Source organism: Neorhizobium sp. LjRoot104, assembly GCF_964253725.1.
In the GTDB taxonomy this organism is placed as follows: Bacteria; Pseudomonadota; Alphaproteobacteria; order Rhizobiales; family Rhizobiaceae; genus Neorhizobium.
This window is the reverse complement of the sequence record NZ_CAXURS020000002.1, coordinates 268,433-281,939: the sequence shown is the minus strand read 5'-3', so window position 1 is coordinate 281,939 and position 13,507 is coordinate 268,433. Positions and strand designations below refer to the sequence as shown.

The window sequence follows — 13,507 nt, the reverse complement described above, 5'->3', positions numbered from 1 at the left end:
CCTAGTAAGAACTTTGAATTGATCGGTTAACGGGGAGATGCAGCGACTTCGATCAAGGCCGGACCGCCGCCGCCCCGCACATTGACTTGCGTTTTTTCGGCTCTGCCTATTGCACGGCCAAGGCTATGATGAACAAGGCCGTGGCGGGTTGCGTCTTCCGGCATGAAGAGGTTCCGGAAGTCAAAGAGGTGGTGGCCATCCATTAGCTCTGCAACCCGGGACAAGTTCATCCGGCGATAGTCATCCCATTCGGTTAAGACGACCACTGCATCGACCCCATTAACCGCTGCGTAAAGTTCGTCGTGCCATTCAACACTAGCGCCTAGCATTTTGCGAGCCGACGCCTGGGCTTTCGGATCATGGGCACGTACCCACATGCCGGCCCGCTGGAGGATCGGGATGATCGATAGGGCGGCGGATTCTCGGACGTCGTCAGTTTCCGCCTTGAAGGCCACACCCAAGATGGTAACCGTTTTCGCGTGGCCCGTCGCGCCGAGCACCTGCAAAATCCGGTGCGCCAACTCGCTTTTCCGCTTCTCGTTACAATTGATCAGCGTTTCGATCAGTGGCTGAGGCGCGTCGAAGCGCTTACCGGTGGCGGCGAAGGCGCGCGTATCCTTAGGGAAGCAGGAGCCACCGAACCCAGGGCCTGGCCGCAGGAACGCCTGACCGATGCGCCGATCAAGTCCGACTCCTTTTGCGACCGCAGTCACATCACCTCCCGCATTCTCGCAAATGTTTGCGACGTCGTTGATGAAGCCAATCTTCAATGCCAGAAAGGCATTGGCTGCATACTTGATCAGTTCCGCGTCTATCGTACTGGTGGCGACGAAGGGAACGCCGCGCTCGATCAGCGGGCGGTAAAGTTCCTTCAAGGAATTCGCAGCGCCTTCGTCGTCCGCGCCAACCACAATCCGATCCGCGTTCCTGAAGTCGGCGATGGCCGACCCTTCGCGCAAGAACTCAGGATTTGAGGCGACAGTAATACGGCGGCCAGCTCTTTTAGAAGAGATGATGTCGGCGACGGTCTTTGCCGTGCCAGCCACGACCGTCGACTTGATAACCACGACAGCGTTATCGGAAAGAAAGGGGGCGATGCCGCGTGCGGCGGCATCAACAAAGGACAGATCTATATCGCCATCGGTTGTCGACGGAGTCCCTACAGCAAGGAAAACGAAGTCGGCGTCAGCAACCGATGCGCCGATGTCAGCGGAAAAGCGTAGCCGCCCCGCTTTGCGGCCCTCGACAATCAGTTCCGCCAGGCCGGGCTCATAAATCGGCATTATTCCGTTTTTGAGATCAGCGACTCTTCCCTCATCAATATCAACACAGCAGACTTTGTAGCCGAGTGACGCGAAACAGGCGCCCGTGGTGAGACCTACATAGCCCGCACCGATCATTACAACATTCATTCCTGCCACTCCGCCATCATCGCAATTACATTGGTGGATCGAACTCTGGATCCTGTGAAGAGTTCCGGATGACATTGAAGAAGATGACGTTGCATGCGTGGGCGTAACACCAGTTAGGCTGCGACGATGTCATTGATGAAGTCACTGATGTCAAAGATGTCATAGATGAAGGAACTTTTGCGACCGACTAAGGTTCGAACCTCATCGCATGGTTCATGCTTATCAACAAAGGAGCCCTCATGGCAAAGATTCTTGTGACCGGCGGGTGCGGCTTTATTGGCCGTCATGTCACAGAGGAGCTTCTGGAACAGGGTTACGAGGTCCGTATCCTGGACGCGTTCATCGATCAAGTCCATGGCGACACAGAGGCGACTGTGGCGGAAGCGGCCGAAGTTATCCGCGGTGACGTGAGGGACAAGGGTGTTGTAGAGCAAGCGCTCATAGGCATCGATGGTGTGGTTCATCTCGCCGCCGAAGTTGGCGTCGGCCAGTCAATGTACGAAATTGCCCGTTATGTCGGCGGCAACGATTTAGGTACCGCTGTTCTTCTCGAAGCTATGATCGGCAAGCAGATCAAGCGCATTGTCGTCGCGTCATCCATGAGCGTCTATGGCGAGGGACGCTACCAAACACGCGACGGACGCTCGCTCGACTTGGTGCGGCGAAAGGCCGAGCAGATCAAAGCTGGTCGATGGGCTGCGACCGGTGCCGATGGCGAAGAACTCGTTCCGGTTCCGACCGACGAGGAAAAGCCGGTCGATCTCGCCTCCATCTATGCGCTCACCAAGTACGCCCAGGAAAAACAGGTGCTGATCTTCGGCGAGGCTTACGGCGTGGAAGCCGTGGCGCTGCGCCTCTTCAACGTATTCGGCGCTGGCCAGGCGCTGTCCAATCCCTATACCGGTGTACTTGCCAATTTCGCGTCACGACTTGCGAATGGCCAACCGCCAATGATTTTCGAGGACGGTCGGCAGCGCCGTGATTTCGTTCATGTACGCGATGTCGCCCGCGGCTTCCGTCTCGCGATGGAAAAGCCGGCAGCCAGTGGCCATGTGATTAATATTGGCAGCGGCCAAGCCTACACTATTGCTGAGGTTGCGGCCTTTCTCGCCGAGGCCATGGGCGTCCCGGAGATCTCGCCCGACATCATGAACAAGGCGCGCTCGGGTGATATCCGCAACTGCTTCGCGGATATTTCAAAGGCGCGCGAATTCCTGGGCTTTGAACCCCAGCACCGTCTTGAGAATTCGCTAGGTCCGTTTGCGGAATGGGTCCGCAGCACCGGCGCAATCGACCGCGGCGCGGAGATGAAGCGTAAGTTGGAAGAACGGGGGCTCGTATCATGACGGAGCCTCAACCAGCCGCTGCACGGGACCCTCGCCAGTATGGTTTTGTAGAATGGTTCAGGCCAGGCGAATACGAACGAACGGAGCGCCTGCTGCCGCAAATCATCGCAAGCGGCGCAAGTTATCTCCGCACGCATCTCTCATGGGCCGAATACCTCGCGCCCGGCGGCGAGGAATGGTTCGACTGGCTGATGCCGCATCTGGGCAGCCAGATCGACCTGCTGCCCTGCCTCCATTACACGCCGCCGTCGCTGTCCCGGACAGGTCGTGCCAACGGGCCGCCGCAGGACCTGAAGTCCTATGCGGATTTTCTAGATCACGTTTTGACCCGCTATGGCAAGCATTTCACCCATGTGGAATTGTGGAACGAGCCGAACAACCTCCTCGACTGGGACTGGCGCGAAGACACCGATTTCCTGCTGTTTTCCGAGATGGTCGGCGGCGCGGCTTATTGGGCCAAGCAGCGCGGCTTTAAGCCGGTGCTCGGCGGACCTTGCCCCTTCGATCCCTACTGGTTGAACCTGATGGGCGAGCGCGGCGTTCTCAACGTCGTGGACGCCGTCGGATTCCATGGCTTCCCCGGCACATGGGACAGCGAAGAGGGAACCTGGGGCGGCTGGGACATGCATCTCGGCGAAACGCGCCGGATCCTCGACCGCTTCAACCCCGCATCGGAGATCTGGATCACCGAAACCGGCTACTCCACTTGGCGCAGCGACGACATGGAGCAGGCCCGCCGGTTCATGAAGGCCCTGACCGTTCCGGCAGACCGCATGTACTGGTATTCCTGGCAGGATGTGGCGCCGGACGTGCCGGTCCAGGAAGGCTTGTGGTTCGATCCGCGGCATTATCACCTGGGCGCCGTCACGCACGACAACCAGCCGAAGTTGCTGGCCCGGCTGCTGCTGGAAGGTGGCGTGTCTCGCCTTGAGGATGTGGCCAAGCTTGCCGCGCCGAACCTTTCCACCGGCGCCGCACCGATCTTGATCACCGGCGGCAGCGGCTTCATCGGCTCCAGCCTTGCTGCCAGCTTCCTAAACGACGGCGAAGACGTCGTCATCCTCGATAACCTGGGGCGCTCGGGTGTGGATCAGAACCTCGAATGGCTGACGCAGCGGCATGGCGACCAGGTTCATCCAGTGCTCGCCGACGTGCGCGACCTGCGCGGGATAGAAGCGGCGTTCACCGACGCGAAGGCCGTTTTCCACCTGGCAGCCCAGACGGCGGTGACGACTAGCCTCGTGCATCCGCTCGATGATTTCGAGGCGAACGCACGCGGCACGATCAACGTACTCGAATCGGTGCGCAAGGCGGGCAAGCGTGCGCCAGTCATCTTTGCCAGCACCAACAAAGTATATGGCGCATTGGAAGACGTGCAGATGCTTGAGCTGGACGACCGGTATGTCCCGGCCGACGAGGCGATCCGTGCACATGGGATCGGCGAAGACCGACCGATCAACTTCTGCACCCCCTATGGGTGCTCCAAGGGCGTCGCCGACCAGTATGTGCTGGATTATGCAAAGTCCTATGACCTGCCGACGGCCGTACTGCGGATGAGCTGCATCTACGGCCCTCGCCAATTCGGCACGGAAGACCAGGGCTGGGTGGCGCATTTCCTCATTCGGGCACTGGCCGACGAGGAGATCTCCATCTACGGCGACGGCAAGCAAGTGCGCGACATCCTGCATGTAAGCGACGCAGTTTCAGCGTATCGCACTGTGCTGGGGTCAATCGACCAGGTCAAGGGTAGGGCCTTCAACCTTGGCGGCGGACCTCGGAACTCGGTGAGCATCCTCAGCGTCCTGCGCGAGATCGAGCAACTCACGGGCCGACCGCTGAACACGCAGTTTGGCGACTGGCGCGCCGGCGACCAGTATTTCTTTGTGGCAGATACCCGAACGCTGGAGAGCCAACTGGGCTGGGAGGCCAAGGTTCATTGGCGCAACGGGCTCCAGCACCTCGCAGAATGGCTGGCCGACAGCCGCTTCGGCGGACGCTCCGTGCTCCGGCAGGAAAAGCGGAAAGTTTCGGCATGACGATACCTAAAGCTTCCGCTGTTCGTATCCTTATGACCATCGATGCAGTGGGCGGCGTCTGGCGCTATGGGATGGACCTGGCCGCGAGCCTGCGCCCCCGAGGCTTTGAGTTCCTGTTCGTCGGGCTCGGCCCCAAGCCGTCGGATCGCCAACAAAGGGAAGCCGCGGAGCTTGGGCATTTGCGCTGGCTCGATGCGCCGCTGGACTGGATGGTGGAAAACGAGGACGAACTCTCCCGCGTGGGGCCGCAAATCGCGGACCTGGCGCGTGCGGAAGCGGTCGATCTCTTGCATCTCAACCTGCCTTCGCAGGCGGCTGCGATCGATACGGATATACCGGTGATCGTCATGTCTCATTCCTGCGTGGTGACCTGGTTTGCCGGCGTCCGAGGTGAAGCGGTACCAATGGACTGGCAGTGGCACCATGCGATCAACCGATGCGGACTCAACCGGGCGGACCTCGCGCTTGCGCCAAGCCGCAGCCATGCCCGCACGCTGGAGGAGACGTACGGGGCGATCGACAGGCTGCATGTGGTCTATAACGCCAGCCGGTCTGAAGAGACAGCCGAGCCCAAGGATGCGATTGTCTGCGCCGCTGCCCGATGGTGGGACGATGGCAAGAACGGGGGCGTGCTCGACGAGGCTGCGGCGTTCACTGCCTGGCCTATCATGATGGCGGGACCGAACACAGGACCTGACGGCGAGACGGTGCCGATCCGTTATGCAGAACGGCTCGGCGAGCTCCCGCATGCGGATGTTATGGCGTTGATGCGCCGCTCGTCGGTCTTTGTGTCGCCTTCCGTCTACGAACCCTTCGGGCTCGCGGCCCTTGAAGCAGCGCGCGCCCATAATGCGCTCGTTCTGGCAGACATCCCCACCTACCGCGAACTCTGGGACGGGGCTGCCCTGTTCACAGACCCCAGAGACGCCAAGGCTCTGGCCGCGGCGGTCGATTGCCTTTGCGGCGATGACGATCTGCGGACACAACTCGCGGACAAGGCTTCGGAGCGCTCCAGACGCTTCGACCTGCGGTCACAAGCCGAAGCCATGGCGGGTCTATATGGGGGCCTGCTCCGACGCACTTTAACGTTTTCCGCAGCGGAGTTAGCATGAAGTTCATTTTTTACACCCACTCGCTTATATCCGACTGGAACCACGGCAATGCGCATTTCCTGCGCGGTATCATGCGCGACCTGATCCGTCGGGGCCACCAGGCAGTGGCCCTCGAGCCTTTCGAATCCTGGAGCCGCGGTAATCTCGTGCAGGACCAGGGCGAGGCGGCACTCACAAATTTCGCCACGCATTTTCCGGAACTACACGCCGAGATCTATGGTGCGGACTTCAACCATGAAGCAGCCCTTGCCGATGCGGATGTGGTTGTGGTGCACGAGTGGACGGATCCGGCACTCGTCTCCGAAATAGGCCGCATCCGTGCCAGCGGTGGCACATTCACCCTGTTGTTCCATGACACCCATCACAGGGCGGTTTCCTCGGAAGGCGACATCGCGGGGCTGAGGCTCACTGACTACGACGGCATTCTTGCCTTCGGGGAAACGCTACGCGAGCGTTACCTCAAAGCCGGCTGGGGCAGCACCGTTTTTACATGGCATGAGGCGGGGGACGACACGCTGTTTAGGCCGATGCCAGAGGTGGACAAGCGTGGGGAGCTGATTTGGGTGGGAAACTGGGGCGACGATGAGCGCTCCGCAGAGATCATCGAGTTTCTGGTGAAGCCCGCAAAGACACTCGGCCTCAAGACGCTGGTGCATGGGGTACGCTATCCCGACCATGCGAAGCAGGCGTTGCAGGACGCCAACATCACCTTTGGCGGCTGGATCGCCAACGCCAAGGTTCCCCATGCCTTTGCCCAGCATCGGGTGACGGTGCATATTCCGCGGCGCCCTTATGTGCAAAATCTTCCGGGCATCCCGACCATCCGTCCATTCGAAGCACTTGCCTGCGGCATACCGCTGATTTCGGCGCCCTGGGACGATACGGAGCATCTGTTCCGCCCTGGCGACGACTACCTCATCGTGCAGGATGGCGAGGAGATGACCGCGCGGCTGCGGGAGGTTCTTTCCGACCGGGATTTGGCGCAATCGCTTGCCCGCTCGGGCCGCGAAACCCTGATGGCGCGCCACACCTGCCGCCACCGGGTCGACGAACTTCTCACCATCCTAGCTGACTGCGGTACCGATCGCGTCACCCGCAAACTCGTTTCTATGGAGGCCGCAGAATGAAGATCGCCTTTTACGGTTCCAGCCTCGTTTCCGCCTACTGGAATGGCGCCGCCACCTACTACCGCGGCCTTCTTCGAGCACTAGCGGATAAAGATTATGACATCACTTTCTACGAGCCTGACGTCTATGACCGGCAGAAAAACCGCGACATTGAGGCGCCGGAATGGTGCAAGGTCGTCGTCTATGAAGGGACCGTCGAGGCGCTGAAGTCTGTTGCCGCAAAGGCCGGCGAGGCCGATGTCGTCGTCAAGGCGAGCGGCGTCGGCTTCGAGGACGATCTTCTTTTGGAGGAGGTGCTGCGTGCAGCGCGGCCCAGTGCCCTCAAGATCTTCTGGGATGTTGATGCTCCCGCAACGCTTGCTGAACTGCGCGCGGCCCCCGACCACCCCATGCGCAGGGCGCTTTCCGCTATCGATCTCGTGCTGACTTATGGCGGCGGTGATCCGGTGGTCAACGCCTATCGCGCGCTCGGCGCGCGCGACTGCATTCCGATCTATAATGCGCTTGATCCGATGACACACCACCCGGTTGGGCCCGATGCGCGCTTCACCGCCGATCTCGGCTTTCTCGGCAACCGCCTACCGGACCGCGAGGCTCGGGTCGAGCATTTCTTCCTCGAGCCTGCCAACCGGCTTCAGAGCGGAAGCTTCCTGCTCGGCGGCTCCGGCTGGCAGGACAAGCCGATGGCGCCGAATGTCGACTATATTGGGCATGTCTCGACGCGTGACCACAATGCCTTCAACGTGACGCCGAAGGCCGTGCTCAATATCTCCCGCGAAAGCATGGCCGAAAACGGTTTCTCGCCGGCAACCCGCGTCTTCGAGGCGGCCGGCGCCGGCGCCTGCTTGATCACCGATTTCTGGGAAGGGATCGACCTCTTTCTCCGGCCGGAAGAGGAGGTACTCGTTGCCCGCGATGGCCAGGACGTTGCCGATATCCTGGCCGGGCTGACGACGGAGCGGGCGCAAGTGATGGGCCAGAAGGCGCTCACCCGCGTCCTTGCGGACCATACCTATGCGAGCCGCGCCGTTACCGTCGATGCTATCTTCCGCACCCATGCGGCCCGGCAGATGGAGGCGGCCGAATGACGCGCCCGCTCGACATCGTCTTTATCGGGCTTTCACTGTCGTCCTCCTGGGGCAATGGTCATGCCACGACATTCCGGGCGCTGATCCGAGGGCTCAACGAGATGGGCCATCGGGTCCTCTTCCTGGAGCGTGACGTGCCCTGGTATGCCAGCCAGCGGGATCTCCTTGAGCCCGACTTCTGCCACCTTCAGTACTATTCCAGCGTTGACGAACTGACCGGATCGTTTGCTGACGCAATCCGCGCGGCGGACGCGGTCATCATCGGTTCCTATGTGCCGGAAGGCGTTGCGGTCATCGATGCCGTGGCGGCACTGTCGCCCAAGCGCCTCTGCTTCTACGACATCGATACGCCCGTGACGCTGGCCAAGCTTGATCGCGGCGACGAGGAATATCTAGGCCTACGGCAGATCCCGGTCTTCGACGCCTATTTCTCCTTCTCGGGCGGCGAGGTGCTGACCCGGCTCGAGCACGACTACCATGCCCGCCGCGCGATCGACCTCTATTGTTCTGTTGACGCGGAACGCTACGGCAATACGGGCGAAGCCTCCCGCTGGGATCTCGGCTATCTCGGCACCTATAGCGTCGACCGCCAGCCGACGCTGGAGCGGCTTCTGATCGAACCCGCGTGGGCGCTGCCGCATCTGCGTTTCGTGGTCGCTGGTCCGCAATATCCCGACACGTTCGACTGGCCGGAGAATGTGGAGCGGATCGAGCATCTGCCGCCGCAGGACCATCCGAGCTTCTACAGCCGGCAGCGGTTCACCCTGAACGTGACGCGCGCCGACATGATCGCTGCCGGCTGGTCGCCCAGCGTGCGGCTGTTTGAGGCGGCCGCCTGCGGCACGCCGATCATCAGCGACGACTGGCGCGGTCTGGACGAGCTTCTTCCGGATGGCGAGGCGATCTCCATTGCCCGCAGCACGGACGACGTGATCACGGTCCTGACCGGCATGGACGAGCCGCATCGCATGGCAATCAGCAAGGCGGCCCATGCGCGCGTCATGCAGTCGCATACCGGCGTGGCCCGGGCCCGCCATCTGGCGTTGGCGCTCGACCGTCTTGCGGCAAGGCAGTCGGCCCGCGCCGATAGGCTCGATTGAGATTTCGGTATGAGGAGTGAGGAGAACACCATGTTGCAAAGAATGCGTGACGGAAAAACCAAGACTGTTCTCGTGGCCGGCGGCGCCGGCTTTGTCGGCTCCCATTTGTGCGATGCCCTGCTGCTGCGCGGTCACAAGGTGATCTGCGTGGACAGCTTTCTCACCGGATCCAGAGCCAATGTCCGGCCTCTGGAGAACCACCCCCGGATTCGGCTGATCGAGCAGGACATCTGCCATCTGTCGGAAATCGACGAGCCCATCCACCAGATCTACAATCTGGCCTGTGCCGCTTCACCGCCCTTATACCAAGCCGATCCGGTGCACACGATGATGACCTGCGTGGCGGGAACGGGCAATCTGCTTGCACTTGCCGAACGCCATGACGCATCCTTCCTCCAGGCCTCGACCAGTGAGGTCTATGGCGATCCCGAAGAGCATCCGCAGCGCGAGGACTATCGCGGCAATGTCAGCTGCACGGGGCCCCGTGCCTGCTATGACGAAGGCAAGCGCGCCGCAGAAGCCTTGTGCTTCGACATGCTGCGGGCCGGGCGTGCCGATGCGCGCGTGGTGCGCATCTTCAACACCTATGGCCCGCGCATGCAGCCCAATGACGGCCGCATCGTCTCAAACCTTTTAGTACAGGCCTTGTCTGGCAATTCGCTCACCATTTACGGAAGCGGCGAGCAAACGCGGTCCTTCTGCTTCGTGACAGATCTCGTGGCAGGTCTGATGGCGCTAATGGATGTCAATCCTAATCCGGGCGTGCCCGTCAACATAGGTAACCCGGGCGAGTTCACGATCAATGAGCTGGCCGAGATGATCCTGACAATGGTTCCCACGGCGTCCGAAATCGTTTACCGGCCCCTGCCGAAAGACGATCCGCAGCGTCGTCGCCCGGATATAGCCCGCGCGAAGGAACTGCTTGGCTGGGAGCCGAAGATCCCACTGTCGGAAGGCCTTCAGCAGACGGCTGATTATTTTGCTTCAGTTCTCGTCGAGACTGACCTGCGTCCGAAGACCGCGAGTGCAAAGCCCCGTGCCGGTCTAACCGATGCGTTGCCGATCGGAGCCTGAGGAATGGACGCCGGAAGAAAAGCAGACGATGACATGGAGCATCGGATCGCCGAACTTGGGCCCTGGTTCCAGAATATCCACGTGCAGGGGGTGCCGACCGCCCCAGATCACTTCTTGGGCGATTATCCTTCCTTCAAATGGCAGGGCTTCAAACAGGTGGTGCCGGAGGATCTGGGCGGGTGCAGCGTTCTCGACGTCGGGTGCAACGCCGGCTTCTATTCCTTCGAGATGAAGAAGCGTAATGCCGGCCGAGTGTTGGGGATCGACGCAGATCCGCACTACCTGCGGCAGGCTCGTTTTGTGGCAGAGCAGACGGGTCTAGACGTGGAGTTCCGCCAGATGTCCGTTTACGACGTCGGAAAGCTCGGCGAAAAGTTCGACCTCGTGATTTTCATGGGCGTGCTCTACCATCTGCGCCACCCCTTGCTTGCGCTCGACCTTCTGTATGAACATGTCGTTGGGGAACAGATGTTGTTCCAATGCCTGCAGCGCGGGGATGAACGGTTGCCGGAGCTCCAGGAAAACTACGACTTTAATGAGTGGTCCCTATTCGACCGGCATGATTATCCCAAACTCTTCTTCGTGGAGGAGCGCTACGCTTCCGATCCGACTAATTGGTTCATTCCCAATACGGCAGCTATGGAAGCCATGCTCCACAGTTCGGGCTTCGTCATCGATGCCCATCCGGAACGGGAGGTCTATCTTTGTCACCGCGGCGAGCGGCATTATGCAGTCGAGGTGCCACCTCAAATCTGCTGAAGAAAGTGAAACAGCGGGACTGAAACCTGCCTTCCTCTGTTCTGCGAATGAGCCGGCACAGAAGCGTGCCGGAAAGGTACTGGAGGTGAACCTGCTGATGAACCATGCGCACGACGAAAGCCCGACGACACCAGCAGCTGATGGCCTTACGCCGGCTCTCGCGCGGAACATCGACGCTGTCATGGTGCGGCGGCGCGAAACAGCAAATGCGGCCTCATCGCAAGAACGCGCAGCCGCTACGATCAGTCGGTTCGCGGGATCGATGCCCTTCGTCTACATTCATCTCCTTCTATATGGGACGTGGATTGTCGCCAATCTGAACTGGTTACCGGGAGTGCCCGCGTGGGATCCGTCGCTCGTCATTCTTGCTATGGAAGCTTCGGTCGAAGCTATTTTTCTCTCGACTTTTGTCCTGATAAACCAAAATCGAATGGCGGCCGAAGACGATACGCGGGCTGATCTCGATCTACAGGTGAGTTTGTTGAACGAGCACGAAACGACCCGTCTAATCGCTATGGTGGAAGCGATTGCTAAGAAGTTGAAGGTGCCGATCGAGGGCGACGAGGAGCTGAGCGAGCTGAAAAAAGATGTCGCTCCCGAGGCCGTGCTGGACCGAATTGAGGCGGAGGAGAAAGGCTAGGCGTTCACGAAGGCTCCCGCAACAAAGTCTACTCGACAGGTGTTCTAGAGTGATCAACAGGTGCCGTGGGGAATCTCAACCCAGGTCTCTCAGCATTTTGGCTTCGGCCTCCAGCAATCGGGCGACCTCCTCGAGGCTCATGTGGGTGACGCACAGATGAATGGCATTCCAGAAACCGGGTCGACGACCGCCTGAGGTACGCATCCTGCTGTTCGGCGCAGATGTGAGACAGCCGGCTATCTTAGTGCTCGCTGTTGGGGATGGTTTCGTCCGGAAGAGCGGCCAACCGTCGGAGCACGGGTACGTCCCTTGCGTCCCTTCGATAATGCGAAATGGTCATCCAATTGGGCTGCTGCGCCGAGACACTATAAATGCTTTGGAATGTTCAAATAGCTTGCCGGGTTCAATCCAGTCGCCGCTTTCGCCGCGCCGAAAAACGCTCAATTTTAGACGATGCCCGGTACATCGGCACAACGCCCGAATACTACTGGCTCTCAAGCCCAACGCAACCTAAGGCTCGCTGCAATGACAAGAAGTAACCATCCTTTATCGCAAAAGACCGAAGGGGGGCGGATTGCCCGAGATATTTTCTCGTTGGAGAAGTCACGGCATCGTAAACTTAACGGCAACGAGTGCTGATCATGGCACCCTCCTAATTCGTCGATCATGCTCGGGCGATTTTCGGCCACAGGTTCATCGCCGCTGAACGCAATTCGCGATAATGTTTGGAGGGGATGTCGTGGCGCGGGATGTGGAATAGGTTGGCGATCGGGTCATGGATAGAGACAAAGCGTTGTAGACGTCGCTGTGACTTGAAGCGTTTCATGATTCGCTCTCTCCGCCGAACTGGCTGGTGGGAATTCTCCGCCCGATTGTTCAGGCCTTTGTGGGAACGATGCTCAGCACCGGGCATGATCTCTCGCCTTGCTGCGCCGTAGGATCGCAGCTTGTCTGTAATCATCACCCGCGGCGATCGGCCCTGGCCCTTCAAGAGTTTGCGCATCAGGCGCTTGGCGGCCTTGGCATTTCGGCGGCTTTGCACGAGAACGTCCAAGACGAAGCCGTCCTGATCCACAGCACGCCACAGCCAATGCTTATTGCCACGGATTGAAACAACGGCCTCATCGAGGTGCCATTTATCGCCGAGCCGACCAGCTGAGCGGCGGCGGATCTCATTGGCGAAAGTTCGCCCAAATTTCTCTGCCCACAGCCGGACTGTCTGATGGGAGACAATGATCCCGCGGGCAGCCAGCAAGTCCTCGACCATTCGCAGGCTGAGAGGAAAACGGAAATAGAGCCACACCGCGTGGGCAATGACTTCAGCGGGGAAACGATGGCGGCGATATAACGGATCACGGTCTGTCATGGCCAGTCATTCGCACATCAAATTCCACATTCCGTTAAGTTGACGATGCCATGCCGGGTCATATTACCATCGCGGTCAATTGTCTCTCGTTGAGGACTCCGTGTTGGTAGAGGGAGACAATGAGGATTGCGATCTCGACCGCTTCGGGTGTGTGCTTTTGAAAACCTCGAACCTTGCAGGCTTGGTCAAATACCCGCTGCAGCGTGGCCAGTTCGTCTGGCTCGATTGGATCGAGCACATGAACGTGCGCAATAAGCATTCGTTCACCCCAAGCATCCCGATGCCTCAGTGTAATTCAAACGGTTTCCAATTGCTATCGGACGAAGCGGTGGCCCCGCAAGCTATCGTAATGGCGCCGGGGCGCCTGGATTTCATAGGTTGCGAGCGGCCGCGCTCGGGCGGGTAGCTATGGCCGGCCCACAACTCAAACGCTGGCCGGACGCCGGC

General features: G+C 59.9%; 12 protein-coding genes. 9 read left to right on the top strand and 3 right to left on the bottom strand.

The window, feature by feature from the left end; genetic code table 11:
- Positions 1-26: 26 nt before the first annotated feature.
- Positions 27-1,412 (bottom strand): UDP-glucose dehydrogenase family protein, encoded by a 1,386-nt coding sequence (locus ACSQ8R_RS23445; RefSeq protein WP_436255779.1) that lies wholly within the window; start codon positions 1,410-1,412, stop codon positions 27-29.
- A gap of 239 nt (positions 1,413-1,651) precedes the next feature.
- On the opposite strand from ACSQ8R_RS23445, the gene ACSQ8R_RS23440 reads away from it, so the two are divergent.
- The 9 genes from ACSQ8R_RS23440 (at position 1,652) to ACSQ8R_RS23400 (ending at position 11,694) form a co-directional block, all read left to right on the top strand.
- Positions 1,652-2,758: an NAD-dependent epimerase/dehydratase family protein gene (locus ACSQ8R_RS23440; protein WP_436255778.1), complete on the top strand. Its 1,107-nt coding sequence runs from the start codon at positions 1,652-1,654 to the stop codon at positions 2,756-2,758.
- Entirely contained in the window at positions 2,755-4,794 is a 2,040-nt protein-coding gene (locus tag ACSQ8R_RS23435; RefSeq protein WP_436255777.1) for an NAD-dependent epimerase/dehydratase family protein, read from the top strand. The genes ACSQ8R_RS23440 and ACSQ8R_RS23435 overlap by 4 nt, the downstream gene beginning before the upstream one ends.
- Positions 4,795-4,826: 32 nt before the next feature.
- Positions 4,827-5,906: a glycosyltransferase family 4 protein gene (locus tag ACSQ8R_RS23430; RefSeq protein ID WP_436255776.1), complete on the top strand. Its 1,080-nt coding sequence runs from the start codon at positions 4,827-4,829 to the stop codon at positions 5,904-5,906.
- Entirely contained in the window at positions 5,903-7,033 is a 1,131-nt protein-coding gene (locus tag ACSQ8R_RS23425; protein WP_436255775.1) for a CgeB family protein, read from the top strand. Before ACSQ8R_RS23430 ends, ACSQ8R_RS23425 begins: the two co-directional genes overlap by 4 nt.
- On the top strand, positions 7,030-8,121 hold the full coding sequence (locus ACSQ8R_RS23420; RefSeq protein ID WP_436255774.1) for a CgeB family protein: 1,092 nt from the start codon (positions 7,030-7,032) through the stop codon (positions 8,119-8,121). Before ACSQ8R_RS23425 ends, ACSQ8R_RS23420 begins: the two co-directional genes overlap by 4 nt.
- Positions 8,118-9,221: a CgeB family protein gene (locus ACSQ8R_RS23415; RefSeq protein ID WP_436255773.1), complete on the top strand. Its 1,104-nt coding sequence runs from the start codon at positions 8,118-8,120 to the stop codon at positions 9,219-9,221. Before ACSQ8R_RS23420 ends, ACSQ8R_RS23415 begins: the two co-directional genes overlap by 4 nt.
- Positions 9,222-9,251: 30 nt before the next feature.
- Positions 9,252-10,295 (top strand): UDP-glucuronic acid decarboxylase family protein, encoded by a 1,044-nt coding sequence (locus ACSQ8R_RS23410; RefSeq protein WP_436255772.1) that lies wholly within the window; start codon positions 9,252-9,254, stop codon positions 10,293-10,295.
- 3 nt (positions 10,296-10,298) lie between these two features.
- Complete coding sequence (locus tag ACSQ8R_RS23405) at positions 10,299-11,054, top strand: TIGR04290 family methyltransferase (protein ID WP_436255771.1); 756 nt, start codon at positions 10,299-10,301, stop codon at positions 11,052-11,054.
- 97 nt (positions 11,055-11,151) lie between these two features.
- Positions 11,152-11,694 carry a DUF1003 domain-containing protein gene (locus tag ACSQ8R_RS23400; RefSeq protein ID WP_436257257.1) on the top strand — a complete coding sequence of 181 codons (543 nt, stop codon included), beginning with the start codon at positions 11,152-11,154 and terminating at the stop codon, positions 11,692-11,694.
- A gap of 664 nt (positions 11,695-12,358) precedes the next feature.
- Here ACSQ8R_RS23400 and ACSQ8R_RS23395 read toward each other — a convergent pair.
- Together ACSQ8R_RS23395 and ACSQ8R_RS23390 are read right to left on the bottom strand one after the other, a co-directional pair.
- Complete coding sequence (locus ACSQ8R_RS23395; protein WP_436255770.1) at positions 12,359-13,060, bottom strand: IS6 family transposase; 702 nt, start codon at positions 13,058-13,060, stop codon at positions 12,359-12,361.
- Between the two features lie 58 nt (positions 13,061-13,118).
- Entirely contained in the window at positions 13,119-13,319 is a 201-nt protein-coding gene (locus ACSQ8R_RS23390; protein WP_436255769.1) for a hypothetical protein, read from the bottom strand.
- Between the last annotated feature and the right edge of the window lie 188 nt (positions 13,320-13,507).

Excerpts from the sequence above, each read along its gene's own strand:
- ACSQ8R_RS23390 (WP_436255769.1), bottom strand. The coding sequence starts at position 13,319 with ATGCTTATTGCGCACGTTCATGTGCTCGATCCAATCGAGCCAGACGAA.
- ACSQ8R_RS23435 (WP_436255777.1), top strand. The coding sequence starts at position 2,755 with ATGACGGAGCCTCAACCAGCCGCTGCACGGGACCCTCGCCAGTATGGT.
- ACSQ8R_RS23405 (WP_436255771.1), top strand. The coding sequence starts at position 10,299 with ATGGACGCCGGAAGAAAAGCAGACGATGACATGGAGCATCGGATCGCC.
- ACSQ8R_RS23410 (WP_436255772.1), top strand. The coding sequence starts at position 9,252 with ATGTTGCAAAGAATGCGTGACGGAAAAACCAAGACTGTTCTCGTGGCC.
- ACSQ8R_RS23440 (WP_436255778.1), top strand. The coding sequence starts at position 1,652 with ATGGCAAAGATTCTTGTGACCGGCGGGTGCGGCTTTATTGGCCGTCAT.
- ACSQ8R_RS23445 (WP_436255779.1), bottom strand. The coding sequence starts at position 1,412 with ATGAATGTTGTAATGATCGGTGCGGGCTATGTAGGTCTCACCACGGGC.
- ACSQ8R_RS23415 (WP_436255773.1), top strand. The coding sequence starts at position 8,118 with ATGACGCGCCCGCTCGACATCGTCTTTATCGGGCTTTCACTGTCGTCC.
- ACSQ8R_RS23420 (WP_436255774.1), top strand. The coding sequence starts at position 7,030 with ATGAAGATCGCCTTTTACGGTTCCAGCCTCGTTTCCGCCTACTGGAAT.
- ACSQ8R_RS23395 (WP_436255770.1), bottom strand. The coding sequence starts at position 13,060 with ATGACAGACCGTGATCCGTTATATCGCCGCCATCGTTTCCCCGCTGAA.
- ACSQ8R_RS23425 (WP_436255775.1), top strand. The coding sequence starts at position 5,903 with ATGAAGTTCATTTTTTACACCCACTCGCTTATATCCGACTGGAACCAC.
- ACSQ8R_RS23430 (WP_436255776.1), top strand. The coding sequence starts at position 4,827 with ATGACCATCGATGCAGTGGGCGGCGTCTGGCGCTATGGGATGGACCTG.
- ACSQ8R_RS23400 (WP_436257257.1), top strand. The coding sequence starts at position 11,152 with ATGAACCATGCGCACGACGAAAGCCCGACGACACCAGCAGCTGATGGC.